Annotated in this window: 17 protein-coding genes; 6 read left to right on the forward strand and 11 right to left on the reverse strand. The window is 32.7% G+C overall.

All coding sequences use genetic code 11. The features are described from left to right. Positions 1–327 precede the first annotated feature (327 nt). The 9 genes from ilvA to ilvD form a co-directional block, all read right to left on the reverse strand. Entirely contained in the window at positions 328–1,596 is a 1,269-nt protein-coding gene (gene ilvA, locus HMPREF3241_RS11325) for a threonine ammonia-lyase IlvA (protein WP_002447538.1), read from the reverse strand. A gap of 14 nt (positions 1,597–1,610) precedes the next feature. After that, entirely contained in the window at positions 1,611–2,180 is a 570-nt protein-coding gene (leuD, locus tag HMPREF3241_RS11330) for a 3-isopropylmalate dehydratase small subunit (RefSeq protein WP_002447537.1), read from the reverse strand. Further along, positions 2,181–3,551 (reverse strand): 3-isopropylmalate dehydratase large subunit, encoded by a 1,371-nt coding sequence (leuC, locus tag HMPREF3241_RS11335; RefSeq protein ID WP_002447536.1) that lies wholly within the window; start codon positions 3,549–3,551, stop codon positions 2,181–2,183. Positions 3,552–3,566: 15 nt separating this feature from the next. Next, positions 3,567–4,610: a 3-isopropylmalate dehydrogenase gene (leuB, locus tag HMPREF3241_RS11340; RefSeq protein WP_002447535.1), complete on the reverse strand. Its 1,044-nt coding sequence runs from the start codon at positions 4,608–4,610 to the stop codon at positions 3,567–3,569. Continuing rightward, positions 4,607–6,142 carry a 2-isopropylmalate synthase gene (locus tag HMPREF3241_RS11345; protein ID WP_002495674.1) on the reverse strand — a complete coding sequence of 512 codons (1,536 nt, stop codon included), beginning with the start codon at positions 6,140–6,142 and terminating at the stop codon, positions 4,607–4,609. The genes leuB and HMPREF3241_RS11345 overlap by 4 nt, the downstream gene beginning before the upstream one ends. Positions 6,143–6,164: 22 nt before the next feature. Continuing rightward, complete coding sequence (gene ilvC, locus HMPREF3241_RS11350) at positions 6,165–7,169, reverse strand: ketol-acid reductoisomerase (protein ID WP_002447533.1); 1,005 nt, start codon at positions 7,167–7,169, stop codon at positions 6,165–6,167. A 121-nt stretch (positions 7,170–7,290) separates the two neighbouring features. Further along, complete coding sequence (locus HMPREF3241_RS11355; RefSeq protein ID WP_001830009.1) at positions 7,291–7,524, reverse strand: ACT domain-containing protein; 234 nt, start codon at positions 7,522–7,524, stop codon at positions 7,291–7,293. After that, positions 7,524–9,248, reverse strand: coding sequence for a biosynthetic-type acetolactate synthase large subunit (gene ilvB / locus HMPREF3241_RS11360; RefSeq protein WP_050396446.1), 1,725 nt, complete (start codon positions 9,246–9,248; stop codon positions 7,524–7,526). Before ilvB ends, HMPREF3241_RS11355 begins: the two co-directional genes overlap by 1 nt. Positions 9,249–9,282: 34 nt before the next feature. After that, positions 9,283–10,971, reverse strand: coding sequence for a dihydroxy-acid dehydratase (gene ilvD, locus HMPREF3241_RS11365; protein WP_002447531.1), 1,689 nt, complete (start codon positions 10,969–10,971; stop codon positions 9,283–9,285). 478 nt (positions 10,972–11,449) lie between these two features. Here ilvD and tsaE point away from each other — a divergent pair, with 478 nt between their 5' ends. From tsaE to tsaD, 4 genes are read left to right on the forward strand one after another with little or no spacing between them, the layout of a single operon-like run. Further along, positions 11,450–11,911 carry a tRNA (adenosine(37)-N6)-threonylcarbamoyltransferase complex ATPase subunit type 1 TsaE gene (gene tsaE, locus HMPREF3241_RS11370; protein ID WP_002447530.1) on the forward strand — a complete coding sequence of 154 codons (462 nt, stop codon included), beginning with the start codon at positions 11,450–11,452 and terminating at the stop codon, positions 11,909–11,911. Continuing rightward, entirely contained in the window at positions 11,892–12,554 is a 663-nt protein-coding gene (tsaB, locus tag HMPREF3241_RS11375) for a tRNA (adenosine(37)-N6)-threonylcarbamoyltransferase complex dimerization subunit type 1 TsaB (RefSeq protein ID WP_002447529.1), read from the forward strand. Before tsaE ends, tsaB begins: the two co-directional genes overlap by 20 nt. Beyond that, positions 12,527–12,988 carry a ribosomal protein S18-alanine N-acetyltransferase gene (gene rimI, locus HMPREF3241_RS11380; protein WP_002495673.1) on the forward strand — a complete coding sequence of 154 codons (462 nt, stop codon included), beginning with the start codon at positions 12,527–12,529 and terminating at the stop codon, positions 12,986–12,988. The genes tsaB and rimI overlap by 28 nt, the downstream gene beginning before the upstream one ends. Then, on the forward strand, positions 12,985–14,007 hold the full coding sequence (gene tsaD / locus HMPREF3241_RS11385; RefSeq protein ID WP_002495672.1) for a tRNA (adenosine(37)-N6)-threonylcarbamoyltransferase complex transferase subunit TsaD: 1,023 nt from the start codon (positions 12,985–12,987) through the stop codon (positions 14,005–14,007). Before rimI ends, tsaD begins: the two co-directional genes overlap by 4 nt. 82 nt (positions 14,008–14,089) lie before the next feature. On the opposite strand, the gene HMPREF3241_RS11390 is transcribed toward tsaD, so the two are convergent. Together HMPREF3241_RS11390 and HMPREF3241_RS11395 are read right to left on the reverse strand one after the other, a co-directional pair. After that, positions 14,090–15,706: a MutS-related protein gene (locus tag HMPREF3241_RS11390; RefSeq protein WP_002447526.1), complete on the reverse strand. Its 1,617-nt coding sequence runs from the start codon at positions 15,704–15,706 to the stop codon at positions 14,090–14,092. Between the two features lie 341 nt (positions 15,707–16,047). After that, complete coding sequence (locus HMPREF3241_RS11395) at positions 16,048–17,982, reverse strand: ABC-F family ATP-binding cassette domain-containing protein (protein ID WP_070853670.1); 1,935 nt, start codon at positions 17,980–17,982, stop codon at positions 16,048–16,050. Positions 17,983–18,328: 346 nt separating this feature from the next. Here HMPREF3241_RS11395 and HMPREF3241_RS11400 point away from each other — a divergent pair, with 346 nt between their 5' ends. Both HMPREF3241_RS11400 and HMPREF3241_RS11405 read left to right on the forward strand, forming a co-directional pair. Then, a complete protein-coding gene (locus tag HMPREF3241_RS11400; RefSeq protein WP_002457908.1) occupies positions 18,329–18,964 on the forward strand; it encodes a redox-sensing transcriptional repressor Rex in 636 nt (211 codons plus the stop codon). A gap of 139 nt (positions 18,965–19,103) precedes the next feature. Further along, on the forward strand, positions 19,104–19,385 hold the full coding sequence (locus HMPREF3241_RS11405) for a hypothetical protein (RefSeq protein WP_002495670.1): 282 nt from the start codon (positions 19,104–19,106) through the stop codon (positions 19,383–19,385). Positions 19,386–19,458 lie beyond the last annotated feature (73 nt).

Raw genomic sequence — 19,458 nt, forward strand, 5'->3', positions numbered from 1 at the left:
TATGGATGCGATGAGCCTAATCGAGACCGAAATGTCTCTTTTTTTATGCAAAAATAGTTTTAAAAAGAAAGTGTTTGATATGAGAAGTAAGGATCTCGACGAAGAGAAAGCGTTTTGAACTCATGAATTAGGGAGCGAGAGCAATGAAATTATTCGAGCTACAAGGATCAACAAGAGTTGAAAATGAAACAAGAGGCGAGCGCTTATCTCAAATGGATAAAGCTTCTTAACCGAGGAATTAAACTGACATTCTACAGTAAGACACTAAAATGAAGACGACGAATTAATAATATACTCGTCGTCTTGAGACTTGGATATAAAATTAGTTTAAATAAGCAATGAATATAACATTTTATTTTCATTGATATAAATATTAGAAGGATCAAATTGACATACACGATCTTTTAACTGAATGAGATCATCATGATGTTTCAGCTGTATACCTATAATAACAGTTCCAGTGTTTTGTGATGTTTTCTTTAAATATTCAAATTTTGTAATATCGTCTTGAGGTCCGAGGACATCATTAACGAATTCTCTTAAAGCACCAGGTCTTTGTGGAAAATTTAAAATAAAGTAATGTTTCATTTCTTCAAATAGAAGAGAACGCTCTTCTATTTCTTTCATACGATTAATATCATTGTTGCCTCCACTTACTATGCAAACAATTGTTTTATTTTCAATCTGCTTTTTATATTGCTCTAAGGCACTTACACTTAAAGCACCAGCTGGTTCAGCAACAATCGCTTGTTTAGAGTACATATCCAGAATTGTGGAGCAAACAGCTCCTTCGTCAACTTGAACGTAATCATCCACTTTATCTTTCGCAATTTCAAAAGTAATATCACCAACTCTTGCTACTGAAGCTCCATCAACAAATTTATCAATATTTTCTAAAGTAACTATACTATGGTTGATAATGACTGATTGATACATACTACTGGCACCAGTTGGTTCAACACCGATAATTTTAGTGTGGGGGGAATGTGTCTTAAAATATGTGCTCACTCCTGAAATAAGACCGCCACCACCTATAGCAGCAAATACATAATCAAATGTATTATCCTCTTTTTCAGCTTGATTTAATATTTCCTTAGCTATAGTGCCTTGTCCTGCAATAGTATATACATTATTAAATGGATCAATGAAATTCATTTTATGTTGCTTCGTATAGTTTAAAGCTTGTGCTAAGCAGTGATCAAATGTATCGCCAATTAGTACTATTTCTACGTTATTATCCCCGAAGAATTTGACTTGATTGATTTTTTGCCGTGGTGTAGTTACTGGCATGAAAATAACAGCTTTTAAATTGAGTTTTTTTGCAGTATAAGCAACACCTTGAGCATGATTTCCAGCACTTGCGCAAGTAATACCTTTATTTTTTTCTTCATTGGATAATACTGATATAGCATTATAAGCTCCTCTTAATTTAAAGGATCGTACCCACTGTAAATCTTCTCTTTTTAAATAAACATTACAATTATATTTTTGAGATAAGTAATGATCGAATTGTAAGGGAGTTTCTTTTACTATATTTTTCAGACGTAAATATGCTTCATCTATATCTTTTGTCGAAACTTTAGTTCTTACTGTCACTGTCTTTCACACCTTTAAAAAGTTTTTTCGTATTTTTCTATTAAATTTTCAAATTGTAAAGTAATAGCAATATCGTCTAAGCCATGGATTAATTTATTTTTCCAGGTTTCATCTATATCAAAATGAAAAGACTGAGACACCGTAGACACTGTTTGATTAGGTAAATCAACAGTTATTTCATCAAATTGAGCTAAATGTTCTCGTTCTTTCTGATTTAAACATATAGGTAACATTGCGTTTTTAGTACAATTCATGTAAAAGATATCACTAAAACTTCCTGCAATAATAATGTTAAAACCATAATCTTTTAAGGCCCACGCTGCATGCTCACGGCTAGAACCACAACCAAAGTTATCTCCAGTAATGAGAATTGACGCACCATGATATTCAGGTTTATTAGGATTAAAATCAGGATTATCACTACCATCAGGTAAGTAACGCCATTCATCAAAAGCAAAAGGTCCAAAGCCTGATTTAGAGACCCGCTTAAGATGCACTTTGGGAATGATTTGGTCAGTATCTATATTGTCATAAAAAAGGGGGACAGTTTTTCCGGTATATATTGTTATCGGTTTGATTTCCAATTACACTACCACCTTTCTAACATCAATGAATTTACCATTAATCGCAGCAGCTGCTGCCATAGCAGGAGATACCAAATGTGTACGAGCGCCTTTGCCTTGTCTTCCTTCAAAATTGCGATTACTCGTGGAGGCACAATGTACTCCTTCTGGAACTTGATCTGGATTCATACCTAAGCACATAGAACAACCTGGTTCACGCCACTCAAATCCAGCATCTTTAAATAATTTATCTAGACCCAGAGCTTCAGCTTCCTTCTTAACAGTTCTTGAACCTGGAACCACAATAGCAGTAATATTTGGATGTACTTGTTGTCCTTTAATAATATGACTTGCTTCAATAAGATCTGATAATCTTGCATTCGTGCATGAACCTAAAAAAACGTAACCTAATTTTATATCTTCGGCTTTTTGACCTGGTTGAAGTCCCATATAGTCATAAGCACGTTGGTCATTTGCATTTTTAATTTCTGGGAATGGATTACTAAAACTAACTCCCATTTCTGGGTTAGTTCCCCAAGTTACTTGAGGTTCTAAATTTGTTACATCAAGTTCAATAACTTTCTCAAAATAGGCATCATCATCAGAATAAAGTTCTTTCCACCACTCCATAGAACTATCAAAATCAGTAGCATAAGGACGACCTTTTACGTAATTAAATGTTGTTTCATCAGGTTGCATTAAACCATACTTTGCTCCTGCTTCAATAGCCATATTACAAATCGTCATACGTGCTTCCATGGATAAATTTTTTATAGTTTCCCCTGTAAATTCAAGCGCATAACCAGTACCGAAATCTACACCATATTGATTGATTAAATATAAAATAATGTCTTTAGCATAAACTCCAGGTGGTAAAGAACCATTTATATTAATTTTCAAATTTTTAGGTTTTGTTTGCCATAATGTTTGTGTAGCAAATACATGTTCAACCTCGCTTGTTCCTATCCCAAATGCGATAGCACCAAATGCGCCATGTGTAGCAGTATGGGAATCTCCACAAACAATAGTTTTTCCTGGTTGTGTTAATCCAGTTTCTGGTCCAACCATATGTACGATACCTTGTTCGTCAGAACCCATATCAAAAATATGTACGCCAAAGTCTTTAGCATTTTGTTGTAAAGTTGTAATTTGTTTATAGGCAATTTCATCTTTTATATTAAAAATATCAATTGTGGGAACGTTATGATCTAAAGTTGCAAAGGTTAGATCAGGTCTTCTAAGTTTACGATTTTGTATTCTAAGTCCTTCAAACGCTTGAGGAGAAGTAACTTCATGAATGAGATGTAAATCAATATACAATAATTGTGGTTCACCTTCTTTTCCATGAAGCACATGTTTTTTCCATACTTTATCAAAAAGTGTTTGACCCATAATTTTCTCCTCCTCTTATAAATATTTTTCTTTAAGCAACTTAAAAATTTCTGAGGTTCGATATTGTCCACCTAAATCTGCAGTTGTCTTATTAGATTGAATAAACGAGTAAACAATTGACTCAAGTTCGTTAGCCGCATCAATTTGATTTAAACTTTCTCTTAAGCAAAGTGCTAAAGAGAGAACCATACCAAATGGATTCGCTTTATCTTCATTAGCTATATCTGGAGCTGAACCATGAATTGGTTCATACAGACGTGTACCTGTTTGACCAAAACTAGCTGAAGGAGAAAGACCTAGAGAGCCTGGTATAACAGATGCTTCATCACTTAAGATATCTCCGAAAAGATTCTCTGTTACAATCACATCAAATTGCGTAGGTTGGGTGATAAGATGCATACTACAAGCATCAACTAGCATATGATTAACTTCTACTTCTGGAAAATCCTTTTTTACATCATTTACTATCTGTCGCCATAACTTACTAGAGGATAGAACGTTTTCCTTATCAACAGATGTTAATTTTTTACGTCTACGGTTTGCAAGATTAAAAGCGATTCTCACAATACGTTCAATTTCTTGACTTGAATATTTTAATGAGTCTAAAGCTTCATTTTTTTTAACATAGCTTGGTTCACCAAAATAAATACCGCTCGTTAATTCTCTTACAATAACTAAATCGGTGCCTTCTACAATATCTTGTTTTAGTGGTGAAAGATGACTAGCCCCTTTAGTTACAAATGTAGGGCGAATATTAGCAAATAAATTTAAGGATTTTCTCAGTTTTAACAAACCGTGTTCTGGACGATTATTTGGGTCTGTCCATTTAGGCCCTCCAATCGCGCCTAATAATATAGCATCTGCATTTTTACATGATTGTAATGCTTCATTAGTTAAAGGTGTACCATAATTATCTATTGAGATACCTCCAAAATGATGACTTTCCAAATGGTATTCAAAATGATATTTTTCACTTATTAATTTTAAAAGTTCTAATGTACCAGATAGAATCTCTGGTCCTATACCATCTCCAGGTAAGGCAACTATTTTATAACTCATGTACGGATACCTTCTTTCAACTCATATTCTGAAATATATTTAGCATGAGCATCGATATATGCTTTACATGAGGCTTTTAATATATCGTGGTCTATACCTATGCCAGTCACTTCAATATGATTAATAATGATTCGTACATGTACTTCTGCTTGAGCATCAGTACCTTCTGTTACAGAATCAATACGATAATCAATCAATTCTGCGTCTCTCTTGAAAATTCGGTCAACAGCATTATAAATTGCAACAATTGACCCCGTTCCAATACTTGAATCTTGTTTAATTTGTCCGTTTCTTTCCTTTATAACTACTACTGCACTTTGTAGACCTTTAGATACGTATTGAAGTTGTAAGTTATCAAGTTGAAAAATAGCATTGTGTTCATGTTCAGAGCCATGTATAATTGCATGAATATCTCTATCGGATACATTTTTTTTCTTATCTGCAATTTCTTTAAATTGTTTAAATAATGTAACTTGATCTTCCAATTTAATTTCATACCCTAGAGATTTAAGCTTTTCGGCAAATGCATGTTTACCAGACAATTTACCTAATGGCAATTCTGTAGTATTTACACCTACGAGTTGAGGTGTCATGATTTCATAGGTTTCACGATGTTTAAGTACACCGTCTTGGTGAATTCCGGATTCATGACTAAATGCATTTTGACCTACTATAGCTTTATTTCTAGGTACACGGATACCAGCATATCTTGAAATTAAGTCAGATGTTTTCTTAGTTTCTTTAAGGTTAATTTGAGATTCAAGACCATAGTGGTCCTTCCTTACATATAAAGCTAAAGCAACTTCTTCAAGTGCGGCATTTCCTGCTCTTTCACCAATACCGTTCACTGTACCTTCAATACGTCTAGCTCCACCTTCAATAGCTGCTAAACTATTAGCAACTGCCATTCCAAGATCATCATGACAATGTGCACTAAAGATAATTTTAGAATTTGACTTAACGGCCCGTGTTAATTGCTTAAAAATTTCACCATATTCAGTAGGATAACTAAATCCAACTGTATCAGGGATGTTGATAATTGTGGCTCCTGCGTTAATTGCAGTTTGAACACATTCAATTAAAAATGGAATTTCAGTTCTTGTTGCATCCTCTGGAGAGAATTGTACGACTTCAAAAAATTGTTTAGCATAAGAAACGTGTTCTTTGATTGAAGTTAAAACTTCATCTTGAGTCATTTTTAATTTATGTTCTAAATGAATAGGGGAGGTTGCAATGAATACATGTACTTGAGGTTTTACAGCTTCTTTAGTGGCTTCATATACAGCATCAATATCAGATTTTTTACATCTAGCTAATCCACACACTGCTGTTGTAGTCAAAGTTTTGGCTATAGCTTCTACTGATTTAAAGCTACCAGTACTAGAAGCAGGAAAACCTGCTTCTAGTACATCTACTCCCCATTTTTCTAGTTGCTTGGCAATTTTCAATCTTTCATCAAAGCTAAAATTGACTCCTGGCGTTTGTTCACCATCTCTAAGTGTTGTATCAAAAATTTGAATATGTTCTTCCATTAAAAACACCCCTCTACTGTTGTTATTTTTCAATACTTTTAGATTTAATGAATGGCATCATTTCTCTTAATTCACGTCCAACTTGTTCAATTTGATGACCATGTTGATCTTCACGTAATTGATAGAATTCTTTAAAGCCATTTTTGTTATCTTCAACAAATCTACGGCTAAAGTTACCATTTTGAATATCTTCAAGTACTTTTTTCATATTTTCTTTAACATCAGGTGTAATTACTCTTGGTCCAGAAACATAGTCGCCAAATTCAGCAGTGTTAGAGATAGAATAACGAACGTTTTCCATTCCGCCTTCATACATTAAATCAACAATTAATTTCATTTCGTGTAAGACTTCAAAATAAGCTAATTCAGGTTGGTAACCTGCTTCTACAAGTGTTTCGAAACCACTCTGAATTAATTTGGAAACTCCTCCACAAAGAACAGCTTGTTCACCGAATAAATCTGTTTCAGTTTCTTCTTTAAATGTCGTTTCAATGACCCCGGCACGAGTAGCACCAATGCCTTTTGCGTAGCTTAAAGCAATGTTTCTTGCTTGGCCTGTAGCATCTTGTTGAACACCAAATAATGCTGGTACGGCACTTCCTTCAACAAATGTACGTCTAACTAAATGACCTGGTCCTTTAGGTGCTACTAAAAAGACATCGACATCACTAGGTGGTTCGATAACACTGAAGTGGATATTAAAACCGTGTGCGAATGCTAAAGCATTTCCTTTTTCTAAATGTGGTTTAATTTCCTCGTTATATACTTTACCTTGAATTTCATCAGGCAATAGTACCATCACTACATCAGCTTGTTGTGTAGCATCACTTACCGTATAAACATCAAATCCATCTTCTTTAGCTTTATTAAATGATCGTCCTGGACGTAGACCAATGACTACATCATAACCATTGTCCTTTAAATTTTGTGCATGTGCATGTCCTTGTGAGCCATAACCAATGACAGCAATTTTTTTACCTTGTAATGCATCTTGAGTTACTGTTTCATCGTAATATACTTTTGTCATAATAAATTCCTCCAGTCATTTTATCGAAAGTTCTGAATTTTCAAAATAATATGTGCGTAAAAAGTGTATGATGTTAGTTATGTTTAGTTGATTTTTCATTTTAACTAGCGCATCAAAACATTTACTCACTTTTTACACTTAGTACATTTACTTGTTGTGATAGTTTTTTAAGAACAATTTTAAAAGTATCATCATCTTTAATATTGACTTTAAGTTTCATATTAGAAATTCCTTCTTTGTCTGAATGTTTAACATGAAGTTCATCAATATTACATTGTAAGCGAACGAAGGCGCTAGTAATTCTGTTCAAAGTACTCACTTGATCAACTAATGTAAAATGAATTGTTCGTTCCATTAGTAACCCTCCATTTCATGATTTGATTTGCCACTAGGTACCATTGGATTAACTGGTTCTACAGGTGAGATTCTAACTTCAATGAGTGCCGGTCCATGATATGCAAATGCTTCATCAATTGAAGATTCTAATTTATCAGGAGAATCTATCAAGAATCCCTTAACGCCATAAGCTTCCGCCATTTTCATAAAATTAGGTTGATCATTAAATACAGAATGAGAAAATCGTTTATTAAAGAATTTATCTTGCCATTGTTTGACCATACCTAAAGTTCCATTATTAATAAGTACTATTTTGACATTAAGTTCATATTCTGGAAGTAAAGCCATTTCTTGGTTCGTCATTTGAAAACCACCATCTCCTACAAAACAAACAACTGTTTTCTCAGGTTCAGCTAATTGTGCTCCTATTGCTGATGGAATTCCAAATCCCATAGTACCTAAACCGCCACTTGTTACCCATTGGCCATAATTTTTAAATGGGTAGAATTGTGCTGTCCACATTTGGTGTTGTCCTACGTCAGTTGTCACAATTGCATTTCCATTGGTAACTTTACCAATATATTCAATTGCTTTTTGTGGTTTACAAAATGTTTTATCATTATCATCATATTTAAATGGATATTTACTTTTGTTATTAATACAATAATCGTTCCATTCTTCGTGGGTGGATGTTAAAACTTGCTCATGGCATAAATTCTCAAGCACAAGTTTGCAATCAGCGACTATACCTAAATCTGTATTAATAACTTTATTTATTTCAGAAGGGTCGATATCGACATGTACAACTTTTGCATTTGGTGCGAATTCATCAGGCTTACTTGCAAGACGATCATCGAATCGACTACCTAAGTTGATAAGTAAATCACAATTTGTTAATGCCATATTACTTGCATAAGATCCATGCATGCCACCCATACCTAAAAATAAGGGGTGATGATAAGGTATTGCTCCAAGTCCAAGGAGAGTTGTGACAGTAGGGATTTGATGTTTTGTCACAAATTCTGTCAATAAATGATTAGATTTAGAGTGATTAATACCAGCACCTGCAAGAATAAGAGGTTTCTTAGCTTCTTTAATCATATATATTAACCTATTAATATCCTCTTTATTAGGGTTACTATTAACTTCATAGCCAGGAATATTAATTTCTTGCGTAAGTTCAACATCAGTTTTAAGAACACCCATATCTTTAGGAAAATCAATCACTACAGGGCCTTTTCTTCCAGTGTTCGCTAAATGAAAGGCTTCATGAACAATTCTTGGAATGTCTTCGATCTTTTTAACTTGATAATTGTGTTTTGTAATAGGTGTAGTCATCGAGAGTAAATCAGCTTCTTGGAAAGCATCTTTACCTATACCAGGTGTAGCAACTTGACCAGTAAAAACGACTAGTGGTAAAGAGTCACTAAATGCATCAGTAATACCCGTAATGGCATTTGTTGCACCAGGTCCGCTTGTTACAACAACGACTCCTGTTTTACCAGAGACACGCGCATATCCTTCAGCAGCATGTGTAGCACCTTGTTCATGACGGGCAAGAATATGTTTGATTTTCCCGTCATAAAATGTATCGTATAAAGGTAAGACAGCACCACCAGGATAACCGAAGATAAAATCTACATCTTCTTGCTGAAGTGCTTCAACTAATAATTGAGAACCACTGCGTGTTATTAAGGGTTGTGAATTCTTTGTTTGATGCACAGAAGGGTGAGGCGAAACCATTGATTTTTGATTTGACATTTTAATCATCTCCTAATTAAATAAGGTTTTCCGGAACTTGCATAATACCACCAGTATTAGCGCTTGTGACTAAACTAGTATATCTAGCTAAGTAGCCTGTTTTAACCTTTGCTTTAAATGGTTCAAGCTGATTTTTACGACGATACAGTTCTTCTTCAGATTGATCTACGTTTAGAGTTCTATTGATTAGATCAATCGTAATTTTATCACCATCTCTTATTAAGCCAATGGGTCCACCTGAAGCGGCTTCAGGTGAAATGTGTCCAACTGCAATACCTCTAGTTGCACCCGAAAATCTACCGTCCGTAATTAATGCAACATCTTTACCTAATCCTCTGCCCACTATGGAAGACGTAGGGGCTAGCATTTCTGGCATTCCAGGACCTCCCTTAGGTCCCTCATATCTAATAACAACAACATGTCCCTCTCTTACTTTATGATTATCAATGGCTTCAACAGCTTCATCATGAGAGTTGAAACAAATTGCCTTTCCTGTAAATACTTTAATTGAAGGATCAACTCCACCGACCTTGATTACCGCTCCTTTAGGTGCGAGGTTTCCGAATAAGACAGATAATCCACCTTGCTTATCATAAGGGGTTTCAAGAGGATGAATAACTTCAAAATTTTTGATGTTTTTACCTTCATTATTTTCTCTCAAGGATTTACCCGTAACTGTTAATCTATCTGGATGTAAAGTGCCATCCTTTTTCATTAATTCATTTATGATAGCTGGCACGCCACCTGCTTCATGAACATCATGCATAGAATAAGAAGAACTAGGTGCAATTTTAGAAAGGTAAGGTGTTTTTTTAGCAATTTCATTAATACGTTCTAAGTCGTAGTCAATACCTGCTTCATTTGCAATTGCAAGAGTATGAAGAACAGTATTAGTAGAACCTCCCATGGCCATATCAAGAGCAAAAGCATCATCAATCGCATCTTGTGTGATAATATCGCGAGGTTTAATATCATGTTTAATATTTTCAACTAACCTGAATGCTGCTTGTCTAATCATTTCACGACGTTGGTCACTCACAGATAGAGCTGTACCATTATATGGTAGGGCTAAACCTAAAACTTCCATTAAACAGTTCATTGAGTTTGCGGTAAACATACCGGCGCATGAACCACATGTAGGACAAGCGTTTTGTTCCATGTCTAAAAATGCTTCTTTTGAGATTGTTCCTTCTTTAAAAGCTCCAACCGCTTCAAACATTGAAGATAGTGTCAATGCCTTACCTTGAGCGGAAAGACCAGCTTTCATTGGGCCTCCTGAGCAAAAGATAGCTGGTACATTTGTTCTAACTGCTGCGAGTAACATTCCTGGCGTAATTTTATCGCAATTAGGAATGTAAAATACACCATCAAACCAATGAGCGTTAATAACTGTTTCAGCTGCATCTGCGATAATTTCTCTTGAAGGTAAGGAATATCTCATGCCAATATGTCCCATAGCTATTCCATCGTCAACACCAATCGTATTAAATTCGAATGGGATAGCACCTGCTTCTCTAATAGCTTCCTTTGCGATGTCTGCTAATTCTCTTAAATGAACGTGCCCAGGAACAATATCAATATAAGAGTTACAAATTGCTACGAAAGGTTTATTCATATCTGTAGGTTGTTTAAGAGCGCCAGTCGCATGTAAAAGACTTCTTGCAGGAGCTTGGTGATCTCCTTTTTTGATCATATCACTTCGCATATATCATTCCCCCATATAATTATTTAGAAAATAAAAAAACGTCCCAATGAATATTGGGACGTTGTTAAGTCCCATCCAACTAGAAATAGGACTTAAACATTTAGAAGTTAAAACCTTTCTAAAGTTCGAGTCCTTACGAGTATAATAAAATGATAATAGCTTGTTGAGTTGTTGGTAGGTCTAGCGTAGATAGATAAGTCATTTTATTATACTCCTTTCGTTGAATGGTCATTTATTCTTAATAGTTTGAATTGTTTTAAAATTTGATAAATTCAATTTACTACATGTGATGAATTGTGTCAATAATAAATTTAGAATTTTCTAAAAATTTATAGAGGACAAGCTTAAATATTTTACGAAGAAATTTGAATTAAAATTTGTTACAATGATTAAGTTAATAAACCACGTAGAAATGTATATATATCTTTAAATATAGAGATAAATTGATTTTAAATAATCATATATAGGAGAGTAAAAATTGATAACTATTCACAATTTAAATGAAATGGATAAATTTGCTCAAATACTTGTAAAACATTTAAGTGCTAAGGACTTGATTTTACTAAATGGTGACCTAGGAGCAGGGAAAACTACATTAACACAATTTATAGGAAAAGCGTTAGGTGTTAAAAGAACGATAAACTCACCAACATTTAATATAATCAAATCTTATACAGGTTCAAGCATACGATTACATCATATGGACTGTTATCGACTTGAAGGTGAGGAAGATGATTTAGGTTTCGATGAATATTTTGAAGACAATGCCATCATAGTTATAGAATGGAGTAAATTTATCAAAGATTTCCTTCCTCCTAATCACTTAACGATTAATATAAATGTCAAAAATGCGAATGAGAGACAAGTATCTATTGAAACACATGGACAACATTATGCATTAGTAAAGGAGGCAATTTTAAATGAACTATCTTCTAATTGATACGTCAAACCAACCTTTATCAGTAGCTATTATGAAAGATAATGAAGTGATTGCTGAAAAAACAACTGATATCAAAAAGAATCATTCAGTGCAACTCATGCCTGAAATAGCAGAAATTCTTTCAGAAAGTAAATTAAATAAAACAGAAATAACTGATATCGTGGTAGCGGAAGGTCCAGGTTCATATACCGGTCTTAGAATAGGGGTTACTGTTGCTAAAACATTAGCGTATGCATTAAATACTAACTTATATGGTGTCTCATCACTTAAAGCACTTGCTAGCACAGTCAAAGACAGTACGAAGTTGTTAGTACCTATTTTTGATGCTAGAAGAGAAGCAGTTTATGCAGGTGTTTATCAATATCAAGACAATGAATTAATAACCATTATTGATGATACTTATATACCTATTTTTGAACTTATTGAAAAACTTCATCAACTAAACCAACCTTATGTGTTTGTAGGATATCATACCGAAAAAATAAAACATTTATTAGACAGTGATATCATAGAACAGTTACCAAAAGCTTCAAGTATGAAGCAATTAATTCAAAAACCAGAAAATATACATTCATTTACTCCTAAATACCATAAATTATCAGAGGCGGAACGAAATTGGTTAAACCAACAAGAGAACAATTGAATATTAGGAAAATGAGTGTGGAAGATGTACCTAAAGTTTTTGATATAGAAAGAAATAGTTTCTCACACAGTTCGTGGTCAATCGATGCATTTTATTATGAAATAGAAAACAACGAATTTGCAACATATTTTGTGATAGAATTTAGGGACAAAATAATTGGATATGTTGGTTTATGGTTAGTCGTTGATCAAGCACAAATTACAACGATAGCTATATCAAAGGCATTTAGAGGCTATGGTCTTGGTCAACTTTTACTTAAATATGCAATGAACTATGCACGTTTTTCTTGTGATGTGATGAGTTTAGAAGTAAGAATAGATAATGATGTTGCACAACATGTTTATAGAAATTTAGGATTTCAAAATGGTGGTAAAAGAAAGAATTATTATGGAGAAGGCGAGGACGCATTAGTCATGTGGGTGAATTTGAAATGACAAATAATACATTAATCTTAGCAATAGAAACAAGTTGTGATGAAACGAGTGTAAGTGTAGTAAAGAATGGTACTGAACTTTTATCTAATACTGTTTTAAGTCAAATAGATAGTCACAAACGTTTTGGTGGTGTTGTACCTGAAGTTGCTAGTAGACATCATGTTGAGGGGATAACAGCAACTATAGATGAATCATTAGTGAGTGCAAAAGTGAAAATGGAAGACATTGACGCTATTGCAGTTACACAAGGCCCTGGATTAATAGGAGCTTTATTAATTGGTATTAATGCGGCTAAAGCTTTGGCATTTGCTTATGATAAGCCTATTATTCCAGTACATCATATTGCTGGTCATATTTATGCCAATCACTTAGAACAACCGTTAACGTTTCCACTTATATCATTGATTGTATCTGGTGGTCATACTGAACTGGTATATATGAAAAATCATTTAGATTTCGAAGTGATTGGTGAAACGAGAGATGATGCAGTAGGGGAAGCTTATGATAAAGTTGCTCGAACAATCAATTTACCTTATCCTGGTGGACCGCATATTGATCGATTAGCAGCTAAAGGTAAAGATATATACGATTTTCCAAGAGTTTGGCTCGAAAAAGATAGTTATGATTTTAGTTTTAGTGGTCTTAAAAGTGCTGTAATAAATAAACTGCACAATTTAAGACAGAAAAATATTGAAATTGTAGCTGAAGATGTTGCAACAAGTTTCCAAAATAGCGTTGTAGAAGTTTTAACACATAAAGCTATTCATGCTTGTAAAACCTATCATGTTAATCGCTTAATTGTTGCAGGTGGTGTTGCTAGTAATAAAGGATTAAGAGCTGCACTAAGTGAAGCATGTAAAAAAGAAGGCATACACCTTACTATTCCAAGTCCTGTTCTTTGCACTGATAATGCAGCGATGATTGGTGCTGCTGGATATTATTTATATCAAGCTGGTTTGCGTGGCGATTTAGCCTTAAATGGACAAAATAATATTGATATTGAAACTTTTTCTGTTTAAATAATATTTCAAAGCGCCTATCTAAGAGTGACTACTTTTAGATAGGCGCTTAACTTTTTTATAAATATTAAACTAATTAATTCTAGAGGTTTCGAATATTTTGTTGAGCACGCTGATAAATATCGATAGGAAACTGTGTAATACGCAGTAATTCAATTGCATTACGTGTATTGGCTTTACCAGGTTTAATTTTGTAATCGAAAAATATGCTATTTTCTTGAATAGATTCATTAAAATGATAATTATTATATGTATTTTCTAATAATATTGATAGTTCAACATCATGTGTCGCAGCGATAACCTGATATGCTTTTTGATTATCTAAATACGATAATACTGATTCAGAAGCGGCAATACGTTCGGTTGTATTCGTTCCTTTAAAAATCTCATCTATAAAACAATATATCTTATTGCACTGATAAGTGTTAAATAATCTACGAATAGACTTAAGTTCTGACATGAAATAACTGTCACCACTTAAAACGTCATCCGCATTTGCCATTGAAGTCATTACATAGCCAGGTTGATAAATAAATGAGTAAGCTGTTGCAGTTTGTATCGATTGAGCTAAAATCAAATTTAGTGCAACTGCTTTCATAAATGTAGATTTTCCTGATGCATTAGAGCCTGTGAGTAATATATGATTTGAAATGTCAATGGTGTTAGCAATCGCATTTTCTTCATCTAGCAGAGGATGAATGATTGATTTCATTTGAAGGCCATTAATATTGTTATTGATTTTAGGATAACAATAATGTGTCAAAGTATGTTGATACATAGCTATAGAGTAATGATTATCTAATATACTTATATAGTCATAACATGCCATAACTTCTTCTTGATACTTAAAGTAGCTACGTTGTATTAAATGAAATAAAACATAATCTATCATGAATACTAATTTAATAAACATAATTATGCTACTCACCATATCTTGTGATTCTAATCTAGCTAATAAACCGCTAAAACGACGTGAAGCTTTAAAATGAGTAAAATCAACACTTATCGCTGGCGTGCTCTCAATCTTACTTAAAGCTTGACTTTGCTTTATAACATTAGCAGTATAAAAAACTGATTTTAAATCTTGGTCATAAGATTTTTTTAGTTTGAAAGATAATATTGCATTTAAAATCATAAAAGTAAGACATATTAATATACCTTTTGAAGGAATTAAAAAAATGAATGCAAACCCAATAAATGGTAACAACGGACAAAACATTAATAAAATATTACGCTTAGAGGGTAACATTTGATCTGGAAACAAAGGGTATACATTTTTACCAATTTTAGAAAGAATGTAAGATACATTTAAACGAAATACTTTATTATCTTTAAACATGTTTATCAATGAGGTTTGATTTACCTTAAACATACCTCTTAAAGTTGCATATAGTCGCATTTCACCAATTGCAGTGAAATTAAAATTAATTTTATGAAATAACGTATCCATATTTAGGTCTGACCAAGTCTTATCGTCGATAAATGACTGCTTATTATAATGATCACGGTAAGTACGGTATTGGGCATCGAATCGTGAATTAGGACGTATAAAACTTTCTAATTTTAATTTGTTATCCCATAAAGTATTTATTTTAGCAATCTGTTTACGTCTCTCTATTATAGATATAATTACATTTACAAGTGTAATTAGGATGATGAAAGTTAATATAATTAGTACTAAGGTTTGATTGTTCGTCATGAAGTTTAGTTCTCCTTTATCTTTCTCAATAAATTATTTCATAAATGAATATCTGAAACAATTAAAAATGGAAAATAAGTTGTCAATAGGGAACGTGCGTACTTATCAACAAAATGTGAGTAAGTTGTGGGTAAGTAGTGAAGTTGTTTGTGGATATGTAAATAAATAAGTTAATTTCAAAACATAAAAGTGTTAATTTACTTGTGGATAAATAGGATAACTCTGTGGATATTGATTATGAAAGTAATTCATGCTGTTAATAATATTTGTGTAAAAACATACTAAAAGACACCGAAAAGTCATATATTCGACTTTTAGGTGTCTTGTCATTATGTTGGAAATTAGAGCTTTTCTTGTAATTTTTCCCATTCTAACATTATTTGTTCTAATTTTTGTTCGGTTTCGGATTTTTGATTGGCAAATTTACTAGCTTTTAGAGGGTCGTTAAATACTTCAGGCTGTGTTAACTGTTCTTCGATATGTGATATTTGTGATTCTAATTCTTCGATTTGTCTTTCACAATGTTCAATTTGTCTTTCTAATTTACGTTGTTGTCTTTTTTGTTGTTTTTGACTGAAATAGGTTGAAGTATTTGCGTCTTGATTTATCTCTTTATTTTCAAAATTATTTTGAATTTCTGTTTCATGTGCTTTGATAGCAATAGCTTCTTCAGTTTTCTCAATATAATACTGATAATCTCCTAAATACATTTGGCCACCATTACGGTTTAAATCAAAAACTTTATTTGCAAGTTGGTTAATAAAATAACGATCATGTGATACAAAAATAATCGTGCCTTCAAAATCTTTCAATGCTTGTTCAAGCATTTCTTTAGAATCAATATCTAAATGGTTAGTCGGTTCATCTAAGATAAGAACATTATCACGTTGTAACATTAAAAGTGCTAATTGTAATCGTGCTTTTTCTCCGCCGGATAAGTCATTGATAATTTTTTTAACGTCTTCTTGAACGAACAAGAAACGCCCCAATACTGCACGTACATCTTTTTCATTCATGTGTGGATATTGATCCCAAACATAATCGAGAATGGTTTTATTTGATTTAAATTCAGCTTGTTTTTGATCATAGTATCCAATTTGTAAATTAGCACCAAAGATAATTTGACCACCTAGTTTTGGATGTTTTTCAGCAATTGTTTTTATCAATGTTGTTTTACCAACACCATTTGGCCCAATGATAGCTATATGATCCCCTTTAAAGACTTCGAGGTTTATAGGTCGTGTAATAGGTGAGTCGTAACCAATCTTTAAATCATGAATATGCATCACATCATTACCAGTATTACGGTCGAAGCCAAATTGTATATTTGCACTTCTAGCATCTATCATAGGTTTATCAATACGTTCCATTTTTTCCAATGTTTTACGTCTACTCTTAGCCATGCCACTTGTAGATGCACGAGTAATATTTTTTTCTACAAAGGTTTCTAAACGCTTGATTTCTTCTTGTTGCTTTTCAAATTCTTGCATGCGCTTTTCGTAATACTGATTACGTTGCTTTATAAATTGCTCATAGTTTCCTACATAGTGTTTTACATTTCCTAGAGCAACATCATAAACTTGAGTTACAATTTTATCTAAAAAATATCTATCATGACTGATAATCACAATTGCTCCTTTAAAGTACTTTAAGTAATCCTCTAACCACTTGGTTGTTTCCATGTCTAGATGGTTAGTTGGTTCATCAAGAAGGAGTAGATCGGGTTCTTTAAGTAACATTTGAGCAAGAGAAAGACGCGTTTTTTGACCACCACTAAAATCATTAATAGGCTTGTTGAAATCGTTTTCTGTAAAGTTAAGCCCGTGCAGTACTGTTTTAATTTTACTTTCATATTGATAACCATCTAATTGCTCATAACGATTAGTTAAAGTTTCATATTTTTCAATATGTGATTGATATTCATCGGATTCATAATCTTGTCCATTTCGTGCAAGCCAATCTGTTTCATCCTTAATTAAATTTTCAATTTTTTTAATGTGTTCAAAGGGCTTAGACATTTCTTCAAAGACAGTAGCTTCTGAATTGAGTGTCATTTGCTGAGTTAAATAACTCATTGTTAAATTTTTGATTTTTGATATATGACCACTATCGTAATTTTCGACACCTGCTATGATTTTCATTAATGTCGATTTACCAGCTCCATTACGGCCTACTACGCCGATTCTTTCGCCAGTTTTCACCTCAAAATTAACATCTGTGAAGATATCTTCACCATCGAACGATTTGGAGATGTCATTAAGTTGTAAAAGTATCATTCGATTCTCACCTTTCTATGTATTTGAAATAGGTTTAAACTATATATAAAGTATTTGTTTTTAAATATTTAAATTTTTGTTAATTCTATATTATCGAATTTTAAATAGAAAAATAAATTGTGTACGTTGTCTTGAAATGATGTTAAACTCAATTACCTCTATTCTACAGTATTCATAGAACACATGAAACTAGGATATTTATTTTTAAAAATTAATAATGTATAATGTTTAAGTATTCGTTGTAGACAATTATTTGTATTATGAGATGACATTCAACATATGTTTTAACTCATTTACTGATTTTAAAGATACATGCATAATATACGCGAAAAAGGGGGTTAGATATATGTCAGATGATTTTAAAATTCCTCGCGCTACATTAAAACGTTTACCTTTATATTACAGATTTGTCAGTATTTTGAAAGGTAAAGGTATAGATCGTGTTAATTCTAAAACAATAAGTGAAGCACTACAAATTGATTCAGCTACAATAAGAAGAGACTTTTCATACTTTGGTGAATTAGGAAAAAAAGGATATGGATATAATATAGATAGTATGCTTGAATTCTTTAAATCAGAATTAAGTGAGAGCGATCAAATTAAAATTGCCATTATAGGTATCGGTAATTTAGGGCGTGCATTACTTACATATAACTTTTCAATACATGATGAGATGACAATAACTGAAGCTTTTGATATTAGATCAGATATTATAGGTGAAAATATCGGTGACGTTGTGGTAAAACATAGCGATGATATCAAAACGACATTAGAATCAGAAGATATTGATGTAGTCATTTTAACAACACCAGATAATGTAGCACAACAAGTAGCTGATGAACTTGTGAAAGCCGGTGTTAAAGGTATACTAAACTTTACACCACGTCGAATTAAAACACCCCAAGATGTCCAAGTACATCATATTGATTTTGGTATAGAGTTACAATCATTATTGTTCTTCATGAAAAATTATAGTAAATAATTAATAAAAAGCACTTTAACATAGTACTCTCAATTGAGAGTGCTTTTTTTATATTAAACAGTTACAATAGATTATAAATACGAAACTTTTTTAGCAAAAATTGTAAGTTGATATTTATTGAAATGGGAGATTGAAACAAGTGACTCAAGAAATAAATTGTAATTTCAAACCACATATTCCCAGAATAATGACAGTTCCTGGTATATTGTTGATACGTGAAAATAAGTTGGAGTTTCAGGCATATAATCAAAACAATAATCCATTCAATATCCAATTCGAACTCTCTAGCATTGTGCGGTATAGAATATCTAAAGGTTTATTAGGAAATAAATTGTTTATTTATTATTCTGATCGAGAGTGGTATAAATTTAGTAACTTATCTAAAAATGACTTAAACAAACTCACAAAATATTTATATTAAAAAATAATAAAGAAAATTAAGAATTTGCAAAATATTGTCCTTTCTACTATAATACCTTAGTATTTATATCGGA

The sequence above is a fragment of the Staphylococcus sp. HMSC34G04 genome (genome assembly GCF_001838765.1).
GTDB classification, from domain to species: Bacteria; Bacillota; Bacilli; order Staphylococcales; family Staphylococcaceae; genus Staphylococcus; species Staphylococcus epidermidis.